The sequence below is a fragment of the Bifidobacterium sp. B4142 genome (genome assembly GCF_026537325.1).
Lineage (GTDB): Bacteria > Actinomycetota > Actinomycetes > Actinomycetales > Bifidobacteriaceae > Bombiscardovia.
Genome location: NZ_JAFNMJ010000001.1, coordinates 952,431 through 971,072 on the forward strand (window position 1 = coordinate 952,431; position 18,642 = coordinate 971,072).

Consider the following 18,642-nt stretch of genomic DNA (forward strand, 5'->3'; position numbering starts at 1 on the left):
ATGGTCGACCCCAAGGGATTCCTCAAGGTACGCACCCGGCACGAGCTCGCCGAACGCCCAGTGGCTGAACGCCTGAAGGACTGGCGGGACGTGCATCAGACCACTGGTCCAGGTCCCTGGACCGCCGAGCAGGCCGCCCGCTGCATGGACTGCGGCACCCCCTTCTGCATGACCGGCTGTCCCCTGGGCAACCTGATCCCCGAGTTCAACGACCTGCTGTCCCGAGGACGCTGGGAGGAAGCCTACGAGCGGCTCAGCCTGACCAACAACTTCCCTGAGTTCACGGGACGGATCTGCCCGGCTCCCTGCGAATCCTCCTGCGTGCTCTCCATCCACCAGCCGGCCACCACCATCAAACTGGACGAGCAGACCATCATCGACCAGGCCTGGTCCCTGGGCCTGGTCAAGCCCCGGCCGCCTCAGAGCCTGACCGATATGACTGTGGCTGTGGTCGGGTCGGGCCCCGCAGGGCTGGCCTGTGCCCAGCAGCTGACCCGGGCCGGGCACACGGTCGTGGTCTACGAGCGCGCCGATGCCATTGGCGGGCTGCTGCGCTACGGCATTCCTGCCTTTAAGCTGGAGAAGTCCCTGCTGGACCGTCGGCTGGAGCAGATGGAGGCCGAGGGGACTCGATTCCGCACTAGCGTCGAAATTGGCCAAGACCTGGGCTGGGATCAGCTGCGGGCCCGCTATGACGCCTTGGTGGTGGCCATTGGTTCCACCGAACCCCGGCGGGTGGATCTGCCCGGACGGGAGCTCAAGGGCATCCACTACGCCATGGACTTCCTGCCCAACCCCACCCGCAAACTCATGGGCCGCGAGCCCATCAACGACATCGATGCAGCCGGCAAGGACGTCATCATCATCGGTGGCGGCGACACCGGGTCGGACTGCCTGGGCACGGCCCTGCGTCAAGGCGCCAAGTCGGTCACCGTCCTGCAGATCCGGCCCCGGGAGCCACCTTCCAGACCCGACAACCGGCCTTGGCCGACCTATGCCCGGCTCTACAACCCCACCTCCTCCATGGAGGAAGGCGGCCGCTATGAGTACTCAGTGGACAGCCTGGAGTACCTGGGCTACGGTTCCGATGACCGGATCAATCTGGACCAGACCAGTGTCCCCACCGGCTTCGACCGGAACCGTGAGGGACGGGTGCGTGGCGTTCGCGTGGTCGACGTCAGTCGTGACGATCAGGACCGAATCATCCCTCATCCCGATACCGAACGCGTCCTGCCTGCCGACTTGGTTCTGATCAGCGTTGGCTTTGCCCATCCGGAGACGGCCGCCCTGACCGGACAGACCGGCGTAGGCCTGGACGCTCACGGCAACGTGGCCCGTGATGCCGACTACGCCACTGACCGTGACGGCATTTTTGTCTGCGGTGATGCCGGGCGTGGCCAGTCCCTGGTGGTTTGGGCCTTGGCGGAGGGCCGCTCCTGTGCGGCTGCCGTGGACCGATACCTGACCGGTGCCACCGAACTGCCTGCCCCCATACGAGCCGATGAGCGCGCCATGACCCTGCCTGCGGCCGACCGGCGCCCACGCTAATATGAAAAGGTATGGTGCCGATCGAAGGGATGGAGGCAGTGGGATATGACCAACCGCGCTGAACGTAGGGCGCAGGCCAAGCGGAACCGCCGTGGCGGCAGCGACGACCGGAGGATGACGGCCAAGGGCAGGGCCGGAGTGATGGATGAACGGGCCTTGCAGGAGCGCTCCCGTCGGCTTGAGGCGGGCCAGGGCGCCGAGTGGAAGCCTGCCGGGCACACCGACGACCTGTTGCAGAAGGACTCCGTGGACCCCAACGACCGCAACCCTCGTCTGCTGAAGGCTCCCAGCGGCGTGCGTCAGTGGCTGCGAATCCTGGTCTGGGCCCTGATCATCTGTTCAGGCTTGGCCTTCCTGGTCTGCATGTGGCTGCCCCATGTTCCCATCTGGGCCACCATCGCCATAGCGGCGGTCTTCTGCCTGGGCGTGCTGGGGCTCTTCCTGGTGGGAGGCAACCGAGACAATCCCCGCCTGGACTCCTATGGAACGGCCCTGTGACCATGGGCGAAAGCGTGGCTGAAAAACAGGCCGTGCTCATGCATCACGTAGGATTCCGCCGTCAGGGCCGGGTCATACTGGACGATGTCGACCTTGAGGTGGGACAAGGGCAGAAGTGGGTGCTCTTCGGGCCCAATGGCGTGGGCAAATCAACCTTGGTGGCCATGATGAGCACCCGGGGTTTCCCCAGCAGCGGCAGTGTGGACATCCTGGGCAACCGGTTGGGCAAGGTGAACGTCTTCTCCTACCGGCATCGGATAGGGCTGGCCTCGGCCGGCCTGGCCAAGACCATCAGCCCCCAGGAGGATCCCTACGACGTGGTGCTGACTGCCTTCAGCGACACCACGGGACGTTGGAAGGAGACCTTTACGCCCGATCAGGAGGAGGCCACCCTGGCCCTCATGGACCGGTTCGGCATCGCCTACCTCAAGGGCAAGCGCATGTACCGGCTCTCTGAGGGGGAGCGCGGCCGGGTGCTGATTTGCCGGGCGCTGATGGCCAATCCTGATTTGCTTATCTTGGACGAGCCGACCACCGGGCTGGACCTAGGCGGCCGGGAGCTGGTGCTCAGGGCCTTGAGCGACATCGGCCGCGAGGACAAGGACCGCACGGTCATCCTGGTCACCCACCGGCTTGAGGAGATTCCTCCGGGTTTCGATCGGATAGCCATGATGGGTCGGCGTCCTGCCGACACCGAAGACACCGGCGATCCGGATCCGGGCACCATCGTCTATCAGGGACCCTTGGAGGGTGGACTGACCGGTCCGCGCCTGAGCGAGCTCTTCGGTCTGGACCTGACCGTGGTTCACCGCGGCGGACGCTGGGGTGCCTTCGCCGTCTGAACGTTACTGCCTGCGGACCCGTTCTGACACGCCCCTATCAGCTCAAGGAATAGCAAATTCGTTCCCCGGGGCATGGGTATAGACTGTGGTGGTTTGTCTGCCGGGGACCGCGGCAGACCTGTAAGCGTGAAGGATGTTGACGTGATCAAGATATGGACTCGCTACCTGCGGCCTTACTGGCTCCAGGTGGCCGTTCTGGTGCTCTTTCAGGTGGCGCAGACGGCCTTGAACCTCTACCTGCCCAACCTGCAGGCAGACATCATCGACAAGGGCGTGGCCGTAGGCGACCAGAATGCCATCTACCGGATCGGCTGGCAGATGATGGGCATCACCGCCATCCAGATCGTGGCCAACGTGGTCGCCGTCTACTGCGCCACCCGGCTGGCCATGAGGATGGGCTACGAGCTGCGCAGGGACCTGTTCGCCTCGGTGGAGGGCTTCAGCCTCAACGAGATCGAGCGCTTTTCGGCAGGTTCCCTGATCACCCGCACCACCAACGACGTCCAGCAGATGCAGATGACCACCATGCAGACTCTGATGATCATTCTGCAGGCCCCGGTCATGCTGATCGGCGGCCTGATTCTGGCCCTGCGCCAGGACGGCCCCCTGACCTGGTCCCTGGCGGTCATCGTCCCCCTGGTCCTCCTGGTGGCCCTGGTGCTCATGGGCAGGATGGGACCCCTGTTCACCCGCCTGCAGAACATGCTGGACTCAGTCAACCGCCTGGTCCGCGAGCAGATCTCCGGCGTGCGCGTCATCCGCGCCTTCGTCCGCGAGAAGACCGAGGCCGCCCGCTTCGACAGGGCCAACCGCGACGTCTACGGCGTCCTGATCTCCACCGGCCGGCTGATGAGCATGATGGTGCCGCTCATGTGGTTCCTGCTGAACATGTCCAACGTGGCCATCATGTGGTTCGGCGGCCGCCGCATCGACTCCGGAGCCATGCAGATCGGCGCCCTGCAGGCATTCATCCAGTACCTGATGATCATCCTGTCTGGCCTGATGATGGCCGCCATGATGTCGGTCATGCTGCCCAGGGCTGCTGTGGCCGCCCGAAGGATCAATGAGGTCCTGGAGGCCACCAGCGAGATCACCGCTCCCGAGCACCCCTACCGCAATGAGCACCCCCAGGGACTGTTGGAGTTCAAGCACGTGGACTTCAGCTACCCGGGCGCCCAGGACCCGGTCCTTTCGGACATTTCCTTCACCGCCCGGCCGGGCACCACGACGGCCCTCATCGGGGCCACCGGATCCGGCAAGTCCACCATCATCCGACTGGCCAACCGCATGTTCGACGTCACCGACGGCCAGGTCCTGGTGGATGGCCACGACGTGCGCGAGTACGACCCCGACCGGCTGGCCCTGATCTTTGGACCGGTCCCGCAGAAGGCCACCCTCTTCACCGGCACCATCCGTGACAACATGCACTACGGGGACCCTGATGCCGACGACGACCGCATCTGGCAGGCCCTGCGCATCGCCCAGGCCGAGGACTTCGTTCGTGAGATCCCCGAGGGCCTGGACGCTCGTGTGGCTGAGGGCGGCACCAACTTCTCTGGCGGGCAGAAGCAGCGGCTCTGCATGGCCAGGGCCATCCTGCGCAACCCCCGCATCTACACCTTCGACGACTCCTTCTCCGCACTGGACATGACCACCGACCGCGCCCTGCATGAGGCCTTGGTGCCGGTCACCCGCGAGGCCACCCAGATCGTCGTGGCCCAGAGGGCGGCATCCATCCGCCAGGCCGACCAGATTCTGGTCCTGGCCCGAGGCCGCATCGTGGGCCGGGGCACCCACGACCAGCTCATGGAGGACTGCCCAACCTATCAGGAGATCGTCCAGTCCCAGGGCGGGCAGGGTCCCGACGTGGAAGAGCTCAGCATTGACGAGGGGAGGGCCGAGTAGATGGCTAAGAACTTGAGCGTAAATACAGGCTCGCAAGCTGTGGGTGCACACCGTCACACCGTGGGCCGACTGGTCCGTTACCTGCTGGTCAGCCCCTGGAGGGTCATTGTCATGGTCCTCGCCGGCATGACCGCCGTGGCCATGATCGTCATCGGACCCAAGGTCATGGGCGAGGCCACCAACGTCCTCTTCGAGGGACTGCTGGGTTCCATGCTGGTCAAGATGGGCGCCAAGCCCGGCACCCCCAAGCAGGCTGTGGTCGCCTACCTGCAGTCCCGCGGCCAGGACAAGTTCGCCCGGATGATCGACTCCATGAACGTCCAGGTGGGCGTGGGCATCGATTGGGGGCGCTTTGGCACCATCCTCATGTTTGTCATCGGCATCTACCTGATTTCCATCTTGGTCAGGCTGGTGCAGAACTTTTTGATGACCCGGCTGGTCTCCGACGCGGTCTACACCATGCGCAGGCAGATCGAGGACAAGCTGGACCGGCTGCCCCTGCAGTACTTCGACCGGACCCCGCGCGGCGAGGTCATGAGCCGGACCACCAACGACATCGACAACATCTCGGGCACCCTGCAGCAGATTCTGGGCGAGCTGCTCTTTTCAGTCTTCTCCATCATCGGCGCCTTCATCATGATGCTGACCATCTCGCCCCTGCTGACCCTGATCGCCTTCATCATCATCCCGGTCATGGCCCTGTGCGCGGGCATCATCCTCAAGAAGACCCAGCCGCAGTTCACCAGGCAGTGGATTCGCACCGGCCAGGTAAACAGCCACGTGGAGGAGATGTTCTCCGGCCACATGGTGGTCCGGGCCTTCGGCCACCAACGCAAGGCGGAGGAGGAGTTCGAGGAGCGCAACCAGGAGCTCTACCAGGCCAGCTTCAAGGCGTCCTTCTTCTCGGCTCTGGTCACGCCTATGTCGACCTTCTTCGGCAACTTGAGCTTCGTGATCATAGTCATCGTCGGCGGCGTGCACGTGCTCAACGGAAGCATGAGCCTGGGCGGCCTGCAGGCCTTCACCCAGTACACCCGTCAGGCCTCCCAGCCCATCGGCCAGCTGGCCTCCATGGGCACCATGCTCCAATCTTCCCTGGCCTCCTGCCGCAGGGTCTTCGACTTCCTGGACGAGGCCGAGGAGATGCCGGACATCGAGCATCCCGACCATCTGGGCCAGGAGACCGGAGGCAAGGTCGAGGGCCATGTCCGCTTCGACCACGTCCGCTTCTCTTACGATCCGGCTGAGCCGCTGATCAAGGACCTGTCCATCGAAGCCAAGCCTGGGCAGACCATCGCCATCGTCGGGCCGACTGGGGCGGGCAAGACCACCCTGGTCAACCTGCTCATGCGCTTCTACGAGATCCAGGGCGGGCGCATCACCATCGACGGCGTGGACACCTCCAGAGTGACGCGCCAAGACCTGCGCAGCCACTTCGGCATGGTCCTGCAGGACACCTGGCTCTTCGACGGCACTGTTCGCGACAACCTGCTCTACGGATTGGGCGAGGGGCAGACCATCCCTGAGCAGACCATGATCGAGGGCGCCAAGGCCACCCACGTGGACGAGTTCATCCGCAAGCTGCCCCAAGGTTATGACACCGTTCTCAACGAGGACAGCAGCGAGCTCAGCCAGGGCGAACGCCAGCTGATGACCATCTGCCGGGCCTTTCTGTCCGATCCGGACATCCTGATCCTGGACGAGGCCACATCCTCAGTGGACACCAGGACCGAGCTGCTGGTCCAGCAGGCCATGAACACCCTGCGCAAGGGCAGGACCTCCTTCGTCATCGCGCATAGGCTGTCCACCATCCGCGATGCCGACCTGATCCTGGTGGTCAACCACGGCTCGGTGGTCGAGCAGGGCACCCACGACCAGCTATTGGAGCGCGGCGGGGCCTATGCCTCCCTCTACAACTCCCAGTTCACCAAGGGCGAGGAGGACTGAGGAGGCATGAGCCTTAAACGCGGTCCGCTGAGCGTAGGGGAGCGGGTCCAGCTGACCGACCGGCGTGGCCGCAAGCTGACGGTCATGCTGGAACCAGGCGGCCTGACCCAGACCGACCACGGTCTTCTGCCGCACGAGGCCATGATTGGTCTGCCCGAGGGCTCCGTGGTGGTGACCATCTCGGCCGACAAGTGGCGGCAGATGCGTCACAAGCAGGATGCCGACACCGACACAGGGGTGCCTGACAGGGCCAAGCCTTGGAAGTCCTCGCGAGGCATCGGAGGATGGGCCTTTACCGCCATGCGTCCAAGGCTTGAGGACTATATTCTTTCCATGCCGCGCGGCGCCCAGATCATGTACCCCAAGGATGTGGCCAGGGTCATTCTCCTGGGTGACATCCGTCCCGGCATGAGGGTCCTGGAGTCGGGAGCTGGCTCAGGGGCCATGAGCCTGGGTCTTCTGGATGCCATCGGCACCGCAGGAAAACTGACCAGCATCGAGCGGCGGGAGGAGTTCGCCAGGGTGGCCATGGGCAATGCCACCGTATTCTTTGGGCAGCGCCCTGTCCAGTGGGACCTGCGTACCGGCGACTTCGACACCGTTGCGGCCGACCTGCCAGAGGACGAATTCGACCGTATTGTTCTGGACATGCTGGACCCCTGGAACCGTCTGGAGCAGGCCTACCGGGTCATGGCCCCCGGCGGCGCGCTGACCGCCTACGTGACCACCACCACCCAGCTCAGCCGACTGGCCGAGGCCCTGCGCGCCGACGGTCGGTGGACCGAACCCGAGATCATGGAGAGCCTGGAGCGCTCCTGGAAGGCCGACGGTCTGGCGGTCCGACCCGAGCACGAGATGATCGGGCACACCGGCTTCCTCTTGACCAGCAGGGCCATGGCTCCCGGCCAGCAGGCTCTTCGCAAGCATATCCGGGCTACCAAGGACTACCAGACCGATGTGGATCAGGGGCGGCGGCCTGCCAAGATCAGCGGCTCAAATCACGAGCGCGAAAAGGAAGACCTGGAGGACCTCGAGGATTTGGAGTTGCGCCGGGTCTCCGATCGCAAGCTGCGCAAGGTGTTGCGTGATCTGGACCATCAGGTGCGCACTCTGGAAGACGGCAAGGAGCAAGAAGGCTGATCGCCCATGGCCCGCTCTTTCACCTGGCTCTGTCATAATGGAAAAGACGCCTGATAGGAACTTTGGGAAAGGAAGCATGGCATGGGTTTGCGAAAAGGTCTGAAGGCCGAGGATCTGCACAGGTGCAGCCGAACCCTCATGCTCATGCGTCATGCCAAGACGGAACGCCAGGGGTCACAGGGCGATCGCAGCCGCCAGCTGACCGACCGTGGCCAGAAACAGGCCCGGATCATGGGCCGTGGATTGACCGCTTTGGGCCTGGTGCCCGACCGCATCATCTGCTCGGGTGCGCCCCGGGCCCGTCAGACCCTGGACGGCATGCTCAAACCCCTGGGTGACGGACCCCGGGTCGACTACCGGGAATCCCTCTATGAGTCCGGCATGCAGGCGGTCTTCGACCAGCTGGCACAGACCGAGGACCGTGACCGCCGGGTCCTTATCCTAGGGCATGAGCCCACCATGTCTATCTGCTCACAGTGGCTGGCCGAGGACGACTCCGATCCTGACCTTTTGGACCTGCTCAATCTTGGACTGCCGCCGGCCACTATGGTCGTGCTGGGCTCCGAGCGGCCATTGACCGACTGGGGAACCCATCAGGCCCGTCTGCTTGGCATTCTGGGCCCCCAGGACCTGGAGGACTGACCGGCAGAACAAGCTCGAGGCAACCTTCTGCAGGCAGTCTTGGTGAGCATCAGTCCTGTGCCTGCCGTCTTGTCGTTATCGATTCAGGTTATGGCGACACCTTATTTGCACCAATTACCCGCCTCCCCCCGCCGCTGATAGGCTGACCAAAGATATCAGGACGAAACTGGGAGGTTTCATGGCAGCGATTACATCCGTGTCCGGATTCCCGCGCATCGGCGCGCACCGCGAACTCAAGAGGGCCATCGAGGGCTATTGGAAGGGCGAACGGAATCTGGACGAGGTTCGGCGCACGGCCGCTGATCTGCGGGCCAGACACTGGCAGCTTCAGCAGCAGGCAGGCGTCGACCTGATTCCCGTCAACGATTTCAGCTACTACGACCAGGTCCTGGATACCTCTATCCTCCTGGGCGTCGTGCCAGAGCGCTATCGGAAGCTGGGCCTGGGTCCCGAGGATACCCTCTTCGCCATGGGCCGCGGCTACCAGGGGGAGCAGGGTGACGTGACCGCCCTGCCCATGAAGAAGTGGTTCACCACCAACTACCACTACCTGGTGCCCGAGATCGATCAGAACACCAAAATCGCCCTGGAAGGCGATAAGCCCTTCAAGGAGTTCCAGGAGGCGCGCGAGCAGGGCATCGCGGCCAAGCCGGTGCTGATCGGCCCATATACCTTCCTCAAGCTGGCACGCGGTCCCCAGGGCGAGCTGCTGGATCAGGACCCGGCACTGGTGCAGGATCTGGCCAAGGCCTACGCGACCATACTGGAGCGGTTCATCGGCCTGGGCGCCGACTGGGTGCAACTGGACGAACCCTATCTGGTCCTGGACAAGGAACCGGGCGACCAGGACCTCTTCGAGACCCTCTACAAGCCCATCCTGAAGGCCCGCCAGAGCGACCAGGGCAAGGTCCGTATTCTGCTCAACACCTACTTCGGCCATGTGGGCGACTGTTGCGATCGGCTGGCTGACCTGGGCTTCGACGGCATCGGCCTGGATCTGATCGAGGGCAGGGATGAGAATCTGGCGGCCCTCAAGGAGCACGGCGTGCCGGAGGGAACCACCATCTTCGCCGGCCTGATCAACGGCCGCAACATCTGGCGCAACGACTATGCGGTCAGCCTGGGCCTCCTGGATGCCCTGCACCAGGTGACCTCGAACGTGGTGGTGTCCACCGCATGTTCCCTCCTGCACGTGCCCTACACCGTGGCCGACGAGAACGGGCTGGATGCCGTCACCGTGCGGCCCCACTTCGCCTTCGCCCTGGAGAAGCTGGGCGAGTTGCACGACCTGGCCCAGCTGGCCGATGCCAATGAGGACCAGCGCCGCTCCAGCAAGGCCCTTGCTGACAATCAGAAGCTCTTCGACGGCAGCCGCGTCCAGCCTGACCCGCAGGTGCAGCAGCGCCTGGCCGGCCTTGAGGACGGGGACTTCGTGCGTACCCCTGCCCGGCCCGAACGCCAGAGGATCCAGGCCCATGAGCTGGGTCTGCCCCTGCTGCCCACCACCACCATCGGCTCCTTCCCCCAGACCGGCGAGGTCCGCGCCGAGCGGGCCCGCCTGCGCAAGAAGGAAATCAGCCAGGAGGACTACGACAACTTCATCGCCCGCAAGATCGACCAGGTCATCGACCACCAGGAACAGATAGGCCTGGATGTTCTGGTCCATGGCGAGTTCGAGCGCAACGACATGGTCGAGTACTTCGGCCAGAACCTTAAGGGCTATCTGTTCACCCGGAATGCCTGGGTCCAGTCCTATGGCACCCGCTGCGTCAAGCCTCCCATCGTCTGGGGGGACATCTCCCGCGCCCGGCCCATCACCGTACGCTGGTCCTCATACGCCCAGTCCCGCACCAACCATGTGGTCAAGGGGATGCTGACCGGTCCGGTGACCATTCTCAACTGGTCCTGGCCCCGTGAGGACATCGATCACGAGCAGCAGACCCGCCAGCTGGCCCTGGCCATCCGTGACGAGGTCCTGGACCTGGAGGCCGCAGGCATCCGCATCATCCAGATCGACGAGGCCGCCCTGCGTGAGAAGCTGCCGCTGCGGCGCTCCGACTGGCACAGCCGATACCTGGACTGGGCCATCCCCGCCTTCCGGCTGGTCCATTCCGGCGTCAAACCCACTACCCAAATTCACACCCACATGTGCTACTCGGAGTTCAACGACATCATCAAGGACATTGATGCCATGGACGCCGATGTGATCTCCTTCGAAGCCTCCCGCTCCGATCTGACCGTCCTGGATGCCATTCAGGAGGCCAAGTTCGAGACTGAGGCAGGCCCCGGAGTCTACGACATCCACTCGCCGCGCATCCCCTCCACCGAGGAGATCGTGGACCGGATCCACGCCATCCTGAAGAAGCTGGACGTGGCCAAGGTCTGGATCAACCCCGACTGCGGATTGAAGACCCGAGGCGACAAGGAGACATGGCCCAGTCTGGAGCACATGGTGGCCGCCGCACAGCAGGTGCGTGCGGAGCTATCGTCCAGTCAGGAGTCGGATCATGCATGAGCCTATCTTTTCCCTGGAGGTCTTTCCCCCCAAGCGCGATGCCCCGGTGGGCACCATCTATGACACCCTGGATGGTCTGGAAGGGCTGATGCCCGACTTCATCTCGGTGACCTACGGGACCGGCCGGCGCTCAGACCGTACGGCCACGGCTCGCATAGCCAAGACCATCCATACCGAGTACGGCATCCCTGCCGTGGCGCACTTGACCGCCCAGTATGCGGACCGCGAGGTGATCGATCAGGCCCTGGATATGTTCGACGACGCAGGGGTGGCAGCGGTGCTGGCTCTGCGCGGCGACAGCGTAGAGGGCCGCGAGCCTGCCGGAGTCTTCGACCATGCCAGCGACCTGGCAGCCTACATCCGCTCCCGTCGGCCCAACCTGTCGATATACGGAGCCTGTTATCCGGAGACCCACCCGGAGGCCGCCTCGCCTGAGGAGGACATTGAGAATCTGAAAATCAAGGTGGATTCCGGCGTGGATCATCTGGTTTCGCAGCTCTTCTACGACAACGCCGATTTTTTGGACTTCCTGGACCGGGCCCGGGCAGCCGGCATCCAGGTGCCCATTGAGGCCGGCATCATGCCCATCACCAACGAGGGCCAGGTACGGCACATGAGCGAGGTCTGCAAGGCGCGGATCCCGGCGGCAGTTGAGTCCATCCTGGAGCGCTGGGGTGACGACCGGGCCAGCCTGCGCGAGGCGGGCATCATCTACGCCTCACAGCAGATCGCCGACCTGGTGGCGCACGGGGTGGATGGCATCCACCTGTACTCCATGAATCATTCTGGCGTCACCAGGCGCATCTGGCACAACGTCCGTCACCTCTTCCGGCAGGTGGGCGCCAAGGAGGAGCCGGTCAGCAGCCAAAAATAACTGCATAAAAGAGGGGAATGCCCCGCATCGATGAATGCAAAAGCGTGATTGCCAGCTTTCAGCGACGCTTTCGGCCTTGATTGTCGGTGCGGGGCCTCAGCCATGGCCAGACCTTGAGTGCAGCTCTGTTGAGCGGCGGTATCATGCCAATCAGCAGACCAAGGATCATCCCTCCGATGGTTACCCAGGAGGCCAGGTCACGTCCCAGCAGAATGAGAACGACCACCAGGCCGACCCCGATCAGGGATAGGATCGGTGTCCAGCGTTGCTGCGAGTCGGTCAGCCGGTCGTTTTTCTTTGGCAGAAATCCGTAGATCAGTCCCACCGCCAGCCCTACCAGGGCGCAGGCAATGGTCAGGAGGATATCGGTCAGCTGCATTCTAGGGTTCCTTCATTCATGATTGCTCAGGCAGGATCTTTCTGGTGCCGCGCAGGGCGTGGACGCGGGCGTTGGCTCTGGCCATGGCATCCAGTTGTTCCTGGTCCTGGATGACATCCTCGGGATCGATGCCTGAAATCAGCGCGATTACAGTCTCATAGGTAGTCTTGGCCGTAGGCAGGACCCCCACCAGCCGACCCTGGCGCATGACTGCTATGCGGTCGGAAACCGCGAAGACATCCGGCAGATCGTGGCAGACCATGAGAATGCTACGGCCCTCGGAACGCATGCGCTTGATGTAGTTGAGCACCTCGGCGGACTGCATGACCGATAAGGAGGCCGTCGGCTCGTCCATGAGGATCAACTCGGGATTGTCCAGCAAGGTTCTGGCGATTGAGACTGTCTGTTTTTGTCCCAGGGATAGGGTGGCCATAGGTTGGCCTACACGGATGGGGGAGGACAGCGACTGCAGGACCTGACGGGTACGCCGACGCATGGCTTCGTCATCGCGACGATGGTGACGATCACGCAGTTCCTTGCCCAGGAAGAGGTTGGAGGAGACGTCCAGGTTGTCGCAGAAGTCCTGCCCTTGGAAGACGGCTGCGATGCCCAACTGATTGGCGACTCTGATCGAGGGAATGTTGGTTGGTCGGCCCTTCCAGATAAGCGTACCCCGATCGGGACGGATCAGGCCTGACAAAATCCTGACCAGGGTGGACTTGCCTGCTCCATTGTCGCCCACGACGGCAAGCACCTCGTGTTGGCGAATATCCAGGCTTACATGTTTGAGGGCCTCAACGAACCCGAACCTGATGCAGAGGTCGTCCATCTGCATCAGGACAGTGGTTTCATGCAATCCAGGTCACCTCCTCTACGATGATCGACCCGCGGATTCTGTGGACACATCAATGTGTTCGTTGACGCTATCGACAGCCATCATAGCCGCCCCCAGAGCCGATCCGTTAATCGGATAGCGGGCAGGGAGCACCTCCATGGGGACCATGGCATCGGGGAAGAGCATGCGCTGGAGAGTCTCCCGAAGGGGCTCCAGAAACACGTCTTCTGTTGTGCTCAGGATGCCTCCCAGGACCACTACTTCGGGATCCACGGCGTTGCAAAGATCGGCCACTACATTGCCGATGCGGATGGCCGCATCTCCCACGATCCGTCTGCACCCTGGGTCCCCCTTGACGGCATTGGCCACCAGATCCTCCAGAGTCATGTTCCCGTGGGTCACGCTGAGCAAGGAGACCAAACGGCTCTCGTCCACCACCGTATTCAGGCATCCGCGGTTGCCGCAGATGCAGATATCGCCCAAGGGGTCCACTTGAACATGGCCTATCTCGCCTGCAAGCCCGGTGGTGCCCCGCCACATCTCGCCGTTGATGACGATTCCCGCGCCCACCCCGTCGTTGGCGTGGATGTAGACGAAGTTTCGTCTGCCGACTGCTGCGCCCATTCTCAGCTCGGCCATGGCTGAGAAGTTGGCGTCGTTGTCCACTTGGACCGGCACCTGAAAAGCCTCATGGAAGGTGCCTATCAGATCCTGTTTGTCCCAGCCTCGCAGGATGCCGGGAATGGCCAGCTGGTGAGTTCTGCAGTCCACAGGGGCCCCCATGGCCAGGCCCAGACCGACAAGCTCATCCGATTGGGCACCGATGGAAGTCAGCGTCTCCTTGATCAGGATCATGGCCCGTTCCAGGGTTGTGTCCGGCTTGTGCTGGCGTGGCAGAGCCATATCATGCTCTGCCAGTATGGCATGGCTGGCGTCGACTACTTCCAGTCGCATCTCGTGGCGGCCGATGTAGAGCCCGACCCCGAGGCCCTTGCGGCGGGCCAGCATGACCAGCGTGGCGCGGCGGCCGTTTCTTGTGGTGGAGGATGTCTCCAGAAGTCCCTGATCACCCATCAGACGTACCAGGTTGGAGACAGTTGCTGTTGAGAGCCCGGTATTTTCAGCCAATTCGATCTGGGTCATGGCGCCGAATCTTCGGATCGTATCCAGCAGGAGGGCACGGTTGGCCTCACGCAGTGAGGACTGTGAGCCGAATAATCGATGTGCCATAGGTTCCAGTGTAGCCAAGATCGTGGCTTGCCCCCGCCCAGTGAACCCCCTTGCGCCGGTGAAAGACCAAAGTTCGAGCGAATTATTAAATTCATGTACAAAACAGAAGAATAGGTAATCAGCTTTCTTGAGTTGATAAAGTTAACGCAATTGGGTATGCTGACCACTGGGCCTGCAATGAAGGGGTCCAGGCAGACGGAGATGCCTGCCCGAGAATTCAAGGATGAAGGAGTCTTCATGAAGATGATGCAACGAACCATGGCGGCTGTCATTGGGGTCGCCATGCTGACCGGACTGGGCGCCTGCGGCGGATCACGTGCCTCCAGCTCCTCCCAAGAGGGAGGGGCGATCAGCAAAGGCGCCACCATCGGTGTTTCCATGCCCACCAAATCCGAGGAGCGTTGGAACAAGGACGGCAACAATCTGAAGACCAAACTGGAGAAGGCCGGCTACAAGGTAGTGCTCTCCTTCGCGGATGACAAGCCCGCCCAGCAGAACGCCGACATCGAGAACATGGTCAACAAGGGCGCCAAGATCGTGGTGGTGGCCTCCAAGGACGGCACCGCCGTGGGGCCTGCTGTCGAGAAGGCCAAGGATGCCGGGGCCAAGGTCATCGCCTATGACCGGCTGATCATGAACACCAAGGCTGTTGACTACTATGCGACATTCCAGCTTGAGCGCACCGGCGTGCTGGAGGCCAACTGGCTGATCGATCAGCTGGGACTCAAAAACGGAGCCAAGGGTCCATTCAATATTGAGCTCTTTACCGGTTCTCCCGACGACAACAACGCCAAGTATTTCTTCAAGGGTGCCTGGGAGCTTCTGCAGCCCTACTTCAAGTCGGGCGTTCTGGTCAGCCCCTCCCAGCATGGCGGCGGCGTGACCAAGGACTTCAAACTCTCCGACTGGCAGAAGATCTCAGTCCAGTCCTGGAAGACCGAACAGGCTCAGAAGGATATGGAGTCCATTCTCGATTCCACCTACGCCCACGGCGAGCGTTTGGATGCCGTGCTGAGCCCCTATGACGGCATAAGCCAGGGGGTCATCAACGCCATCCAGTCCAAGAGGCCTGACATCCAGCCCAATACTGACAGCTGGCCCAAGATCACCGGACAGGACGCCATGGAGATCTCCGTGGCCAACATCTCCAAGGGACTGCAGGGTCAGACCGTCTTCAAGGACGTCAACAAGCTGGCCGAGGCCGTCTACGACATGATCATCGAAATTGCCCAGGGCAAGAAGGTTACCGGCATCAACGGCACCTTTGACAACAACAGCATCAAGGTGCCCTCGAAGCTGCTGGATCCCAAGGCCATCACCAAGGACAACCTGACCGATCTGGTCAAGGCGAACTACCTGACCCAGGAACGATTCGATCAGCTGACCAAGTGAGGTCGGCATCACAGTCGCGCCGGACTGTCCCGCTTCCTGTTAAGGGGAGGGACGGTCGGCGCACAGGAGGTGAAAGCATGTCCGACGAGGACGTCTTGTTGCGAATGCAGGGGATCACCAAGACCTTCGGTCCGGTAAAAGCCCTGTCCAATGTCGACATGGACGTGCACAAGGGCGAAATCCATGCCATCTGCGGGGAAAACGGGGCCGGCAAGTCCACCCTGATGAACGTGCTGTCCGGGGTCTACCCGCGTGGCAGCTATACCGGCGAGATCCTGTTCGATGGCAAGCCTTGCCGCTACCGCACCATCAATGATTCGGAGGACGACGGCATCGTCATCATCCATCAGGAGCTGGCGCTGAGCCCCTTCCTGTCCATTGCCGAGAACATCTTCCTGGGCAATGAACAGGCCCACAATGGCGTAATGGACTGGGACACCACCAGGGCCAAGGCCTCGCGTCTCTTGGAGCGTGTGGGCCTGAACGAGAAACCAGACACCAGGGTCATGGATCTTGGAGTGGGCAAGCAGCAGCTGGTGGAGATCGCCAAGGCGCTGTCCAAGCACGTCAGGCTGCTGATTCTGGATGAGCCCACAGCCGCCTTGAACGACGATGATTCCGAGCATCTGCTGGATCTGGTCAGGCAGTTGCGTGACCAGCAGGGAGTGACCAGCATCCTCATCACCCACAAGCTGGGCGAGGTGGGACAGATTGCGGATGGTGTGACCATTCTGCGCGATGGCTCCACGGTGGGCGGTATGAGAATTGATGCGGACCATCCTCTGGATCAGGATCTGCTCATCCAGAAGATGGTCGGCCGTGAGCTGACCAACCTCTATCCCGAGCACGTGCCGCACATCGGCAAGGAGGTGCTCAAGGTCAGCGATTGGACCGTCCACCATCCGCAGGATCCCTCCCGCACCGTGGTCGATCATGCCAATCTGGTGGTTCACCAGGGTGAGATCGTCGGATTGGCGGGACTGATGGGTGCGGGTCGCACCGAAATGGTCATGAGCATCTTCGGGCGGTCCTATGGCAGCCATATCAGCGGCAGAATCGAGATGCATGGCCGTCAGATCGAGCTGCCAAACGTCCGGTCGGCCATCGATTCGGGCCTGGCCTACGCCACTGAGGATCGCAAGGTTTTCGGACTCAACCTGCTGCAGAACATCAGGGAAAATGCCTCCATGGCTTCGCTCAAGAAGATGAGCAGTCACGGGGTCATGAACGAGAACCTGGAGAGGGCACGGGTGGAGGAGTACCGCAAGGACTTCAACATCAAGTGCAGCAACATCGACGTGCCCGTTTCCACCCTTTCCGGCGGCAACCAGCAAAAGGTCGTGCTGGCCAAGTGGGTGATCTCGGATCCTGATGTGCTCATCCTGGACGAACCCACCCGAGGCATTGATGTGGGAGCCAAGTATGAGATCTACGAGATCATCGACCGGCTGGTCGACCAGGGCAAGGCTGTGGTGGTCATCTCCTCGGAGCTACCCGAGCTGATCGGCATCTGTGACCGGATTTATACGGTCAGCCAGGGAGTCATCACCAACAACGTGGAGCGTCAAGACTTCTCGCAGGAATATCTGATGAAGGGCATGACCCAGGAAAAGAAGGGAGTGGCAGCCAGATGAGCTCGCCCAACAGCAACAAGAGCGCCGCGCAGGCGGTGGAACAAGAACAGGCAGGACCGGGCATTCTGGCCTCCCTGGCCAGCAACGCCCGCCAGTATGGCATCGTCGGCGCTCTGGTGGTTATCGTGGTCGTCTTCGAAATACTGACCAAGGGTGTGCTGCTCAAACCCAACAGCTTCGTCTCGCTGATCCAGCAGAACGCCTACGTGATCATTCTGGCCATCGGCATGGTCATGGTCATCATCGCCACCCACATTGATCTGTCCGTGGGCTCCTTGGTGGCCTTCATCGGTGGCGTCTGCGCCATCCTCATGGAACATATGGGAGTCAACTGGATCCTGGCCATCGGCCTGTCCCTGATCGTGGGCCTGCTGATCGGCATCTGGCAGGGATTCTGGGTCGCTGTCATCGGCATTCCAGGATTCATCACCACCCTGGCCGGCATGCTGATCTTCCGTGGTCTGGCCACAGTCATCGTCGGCGAGTCCGTGCCCATCACCTCCGCTCAGTTCAGGGGGATCGCCCGTGACTACCTGCCCAACATCCTGGGATGGTGGGGGCCATTCGACGGCCTGACCGTGGTGCTGGGCATCATCTGCATCCTGGCCTATGCCTGGTCGCAGATCGCCCGCCGCCGCAAGACCCTGGCCGTAGGTCTGGTTCCCGAACCCAAGGCCTTGATGACCGGCAAGATCATCGTGGCCGCAGTCGTCATCCTCTTCGTGACCTACCTGCTGGCCTCCTCCGGCAATGAGAACCAGGGCGGGACACCGATAATGCTGGTCATTGTGGCCGTATTGGTCCTGATCTACAACTTCATCCTCACCAGGACCGTCTTCGGTCGGCATGTCTACGCAGTGGGCGGCAACCGCAAGGCCGCTGTGCTTTCGGGCATCAACGCCAAACGGGTGGACTTCACTCTCTTCGTCCACATGGGCTTCCTGTCGGCCGTGGCAGCCATCTGCATGCTTTCACGACTGGCCTCGGCCACAGCTCAGGCAGGCATGGAGTTCGAAATGGATGCCATCGCCTCCTGCTTCATCGGCGGCACGGCTGTCACCGGCGGCATCGGAACCATTCCCGGGGCCGTCGTTGGAGCCTTCGTCATGGGTGTGATCAACCAGGGGCTGTCCATCATGGGTGTGGATACAGCCATCGTCAAGACCATCAAGGGCCTGGTGCTCCTGCTGGCCGTGGCTGTTGATGTCATGTCCAAGCGCCGCAAGAGCTGACCTGACCATCGGCTTAGGGGATGGGCACT

General features: G+C 62.3%; 14 protein-coding genes and 1 pseudogene. 12 read left to right on the forward strand and 3 right to left on the reverse strand.

Annotated elements, in window-relative coordinates:
• The 9 genes from J3U06_RS04270 (at nucleotide 1) to metF (ending at nucleotide 11,911) form a co-directional block, all read left to right on the forward strand.
• Nucleotides 1-1,548, forward strand: coding sequence for a glutamate synthase subunit beta (locus J3U06_RS04270; RefSeq protein ID WP_267444409.1), 1,548 nt, complete (start codon nucleotides 1-3; stop codon nucleotides 1,546-1,548).
• A gap of 45 nt (nucleotides 1,549-1,593) precedes the next feature.
• Entirely contained in the window at nucleotides 1,594-2,046 is a 453-nt protein-coding gene (locus J3U06_RS04275; RefSeq protein ID WP_267444410.1) for a tripartite tricarboxylate transporter TctB family protein, read from the forward strand.
• Between the two features lie 2 nt (nucleotides 2,047-2,048).
• Nucleotides 2,049-2,888 carry an ABC transporter ATP-binding protein gene (locus J3U06_RS04280; RefSeq protein ID WP_220237417.1) on the forward strand — a complete coding sequence of 280 codons (840 nt, stop codon included), beginning with the start codon at nucleotides 2,049-2,051 and terminating at the stop codon, nucleotides 2,886-2,888.
• A gap of 141 nt (nucleotides 2,889-3,029) precedes the next feature.
• The gene (locus tag J3U06_RS04285) at nucleotides 3,030-4,793 is read left to right on the forward strand and encodes an ABC transporter ATP-binding protein (protein ID WP_267444411.1); all 1,764 of its coding nucleotides are present in this window, start codon (nucleotides 3,030-3,032) and stop codon (nucleotides 4,791-4,793) included.
• A complete protein-coding gene (locus J3U06_RS04290) occupies nucleotides 4,794-6,740 on the forward strand; it encodes an ABC transporter ATP-binding protein (protein WP_267444412.1) in 1,947 nt (648 codons plus the stop codon).
• Between the two features lie 6 nt (nucleotides 6,741-6,746).
• Nucleotides 6,747-7,880 carry a tRNA (adenine-N1)-methyltransferase gene (locus J3U06_RS04295; RefSeq protein WP_267444413.1) on the forward strand — a complete coding sequence of 378 codons (1,134 nt, stop codon included), beginning with the start codon at nucleotides 6,747-6,749 and terminating at the stop codon, nucleotides 7,878-7,880.
• Between the two features lie 81 nt (nucleotides 7,881-7,961).
• Entirely contained in the window at nucleotides 7,962-8,522 is a 561-nt protein-coding gene (locus tag J3U06_RS04300; RefSeq protein WP_267399907.1) for a SixA phosphatase family protein, read from the forward strand.
• A 178-nt stretch (nucleotides 8,523-8,700) separates the two neighbouring features.
• The gene (gene metE / locus J3U06_RS04305) at nucleotides 8,701-11,037 is read left to right on the forward strand and encodes a 5-methyltetrahydropteroyltriglutamate--homocysteine S-methyltransferase (protein WP_267444414.1); all 2,337 of its coding nucleotides are present in this window, start codon (nucleotides 8,701-8,703) and stop codon (nucleotides 11,035-11,037) included.
• The gene (gene metF, locus J3U06_RS04310; RefSeq protein ID WP_121914689.1) at nucleotides 11,030-11,911 is read left to right on the forward strand and encodes a methylenetetrahydrofolate reductase [NAD(P)H]; all 882 of its coding nucleotides are present in this window, start codon (nucleotides 11,030-11,032) and stop codon (nucleotides 11,909-11,911) included. The genes metE and metF overlap by 8 nt, the downstream gene beginning before the upstream one ends.
• Before the next feature lie 58 nt (nucleotides 11,912-11,969).
• Here the strand turns inward: metF and J3U06_RS04315 are convergent, their stop codons facing one another.
• The 3 genes and pseudogenes from J3U06_RS04315 to J3U06_RS04325 all read right to left on the reverse strand — a co-directional run bounded on the left by J3U06_RS04315 (nucleotide 11,970) and on the right by J3U06_RS04325 (nucleotide 14,355).
• Nucleotides 11,970-12,290, reverse strand: coding sequence for a hypothetical protein (locus J3U06_RS04315; RefSeq protein ID WP_024627982.1), 321 nt, complete (start codon nucleotides 12,288-12,290; stop codon nucleotides 11,970-11,972).
• A 16-nt stretch (nucleotides 12,291-12,306) separates the two neighbouring features.
• Nucleotides 12,307-13,068, reverse strand: a pseudogene (locus J3U06_RS04320) (ATP-binding cassette domain-containing protein); the annotation flags it as partial.
• 93 nt (nucleotides 13,069-13,161) lie between these two features.
• Nucleotides 13,162-14,355 (reverse strand): ROK family transcriptional regulator, encoded by a 1,194-nt coding sequence (locus J3U06_RS04325; RefSeq protein ID WP_267399913.1) that lies wholly within the window; start codon nucleotides 14,353-14,355, stop codon nucleotides 13,162-13,164.
• A 237-nt stretch (nucleotides 14,356-14,592) separates the two neighbouring features.
• Here J3U06_RS04325 and J3U06_RS04330 point away from each other — a divergent pair, with 237 nt between their 5' ends.
• The 3 genes from J3U06_RS04330 to mmsB all read left to right on the forward strand — a co-directional run bounded on the left by J3U06_RS04330 (nucleotide 14,593) and on the right by mmsB (nucleotide 18,613).
• Nucleotides 14,593-15,747: a sugar-binding protein gene (locus J3U06_RS04330; protein WP_121914824.1), complete on the forward strand. Its 1,155-nt coding sequence runs from the start codon at nucleotides 14,593-14,595 to the stop codon at nucleotides 15,745-15,747.
• Between the two features lie 77 nt (nucleotides 15,748-15,824).
• A complete protein-coding gene (locus tag J3U06_RS04335) occupies nucleotides 15,825-17,381 on the forward strand; it encodes a sugar ABC transporter ATP-binding protein (RefSeq protein ID WP_267444415.1) in 1,557 nt (518 codons plus the stop codon).
• Complete coding sequence (gene mmsB / locus J3U06_RS04340) at nucleotides 17,378-18,613, forward strand: multiple monosaccharide ABC transporter permease (RefSeq protein ID WP_267399916.1); 1,236 nt, start codon at nucleotides 17,378-17,380, stop codon at nucleotides 18,611-18,613. Before J3U06_RS04335 ends, mmsB begins: the two co-directional genes overlap by 4 nt.
• Nucleotides 18,614-18,642: the final 29 nt, after the last annotated feature.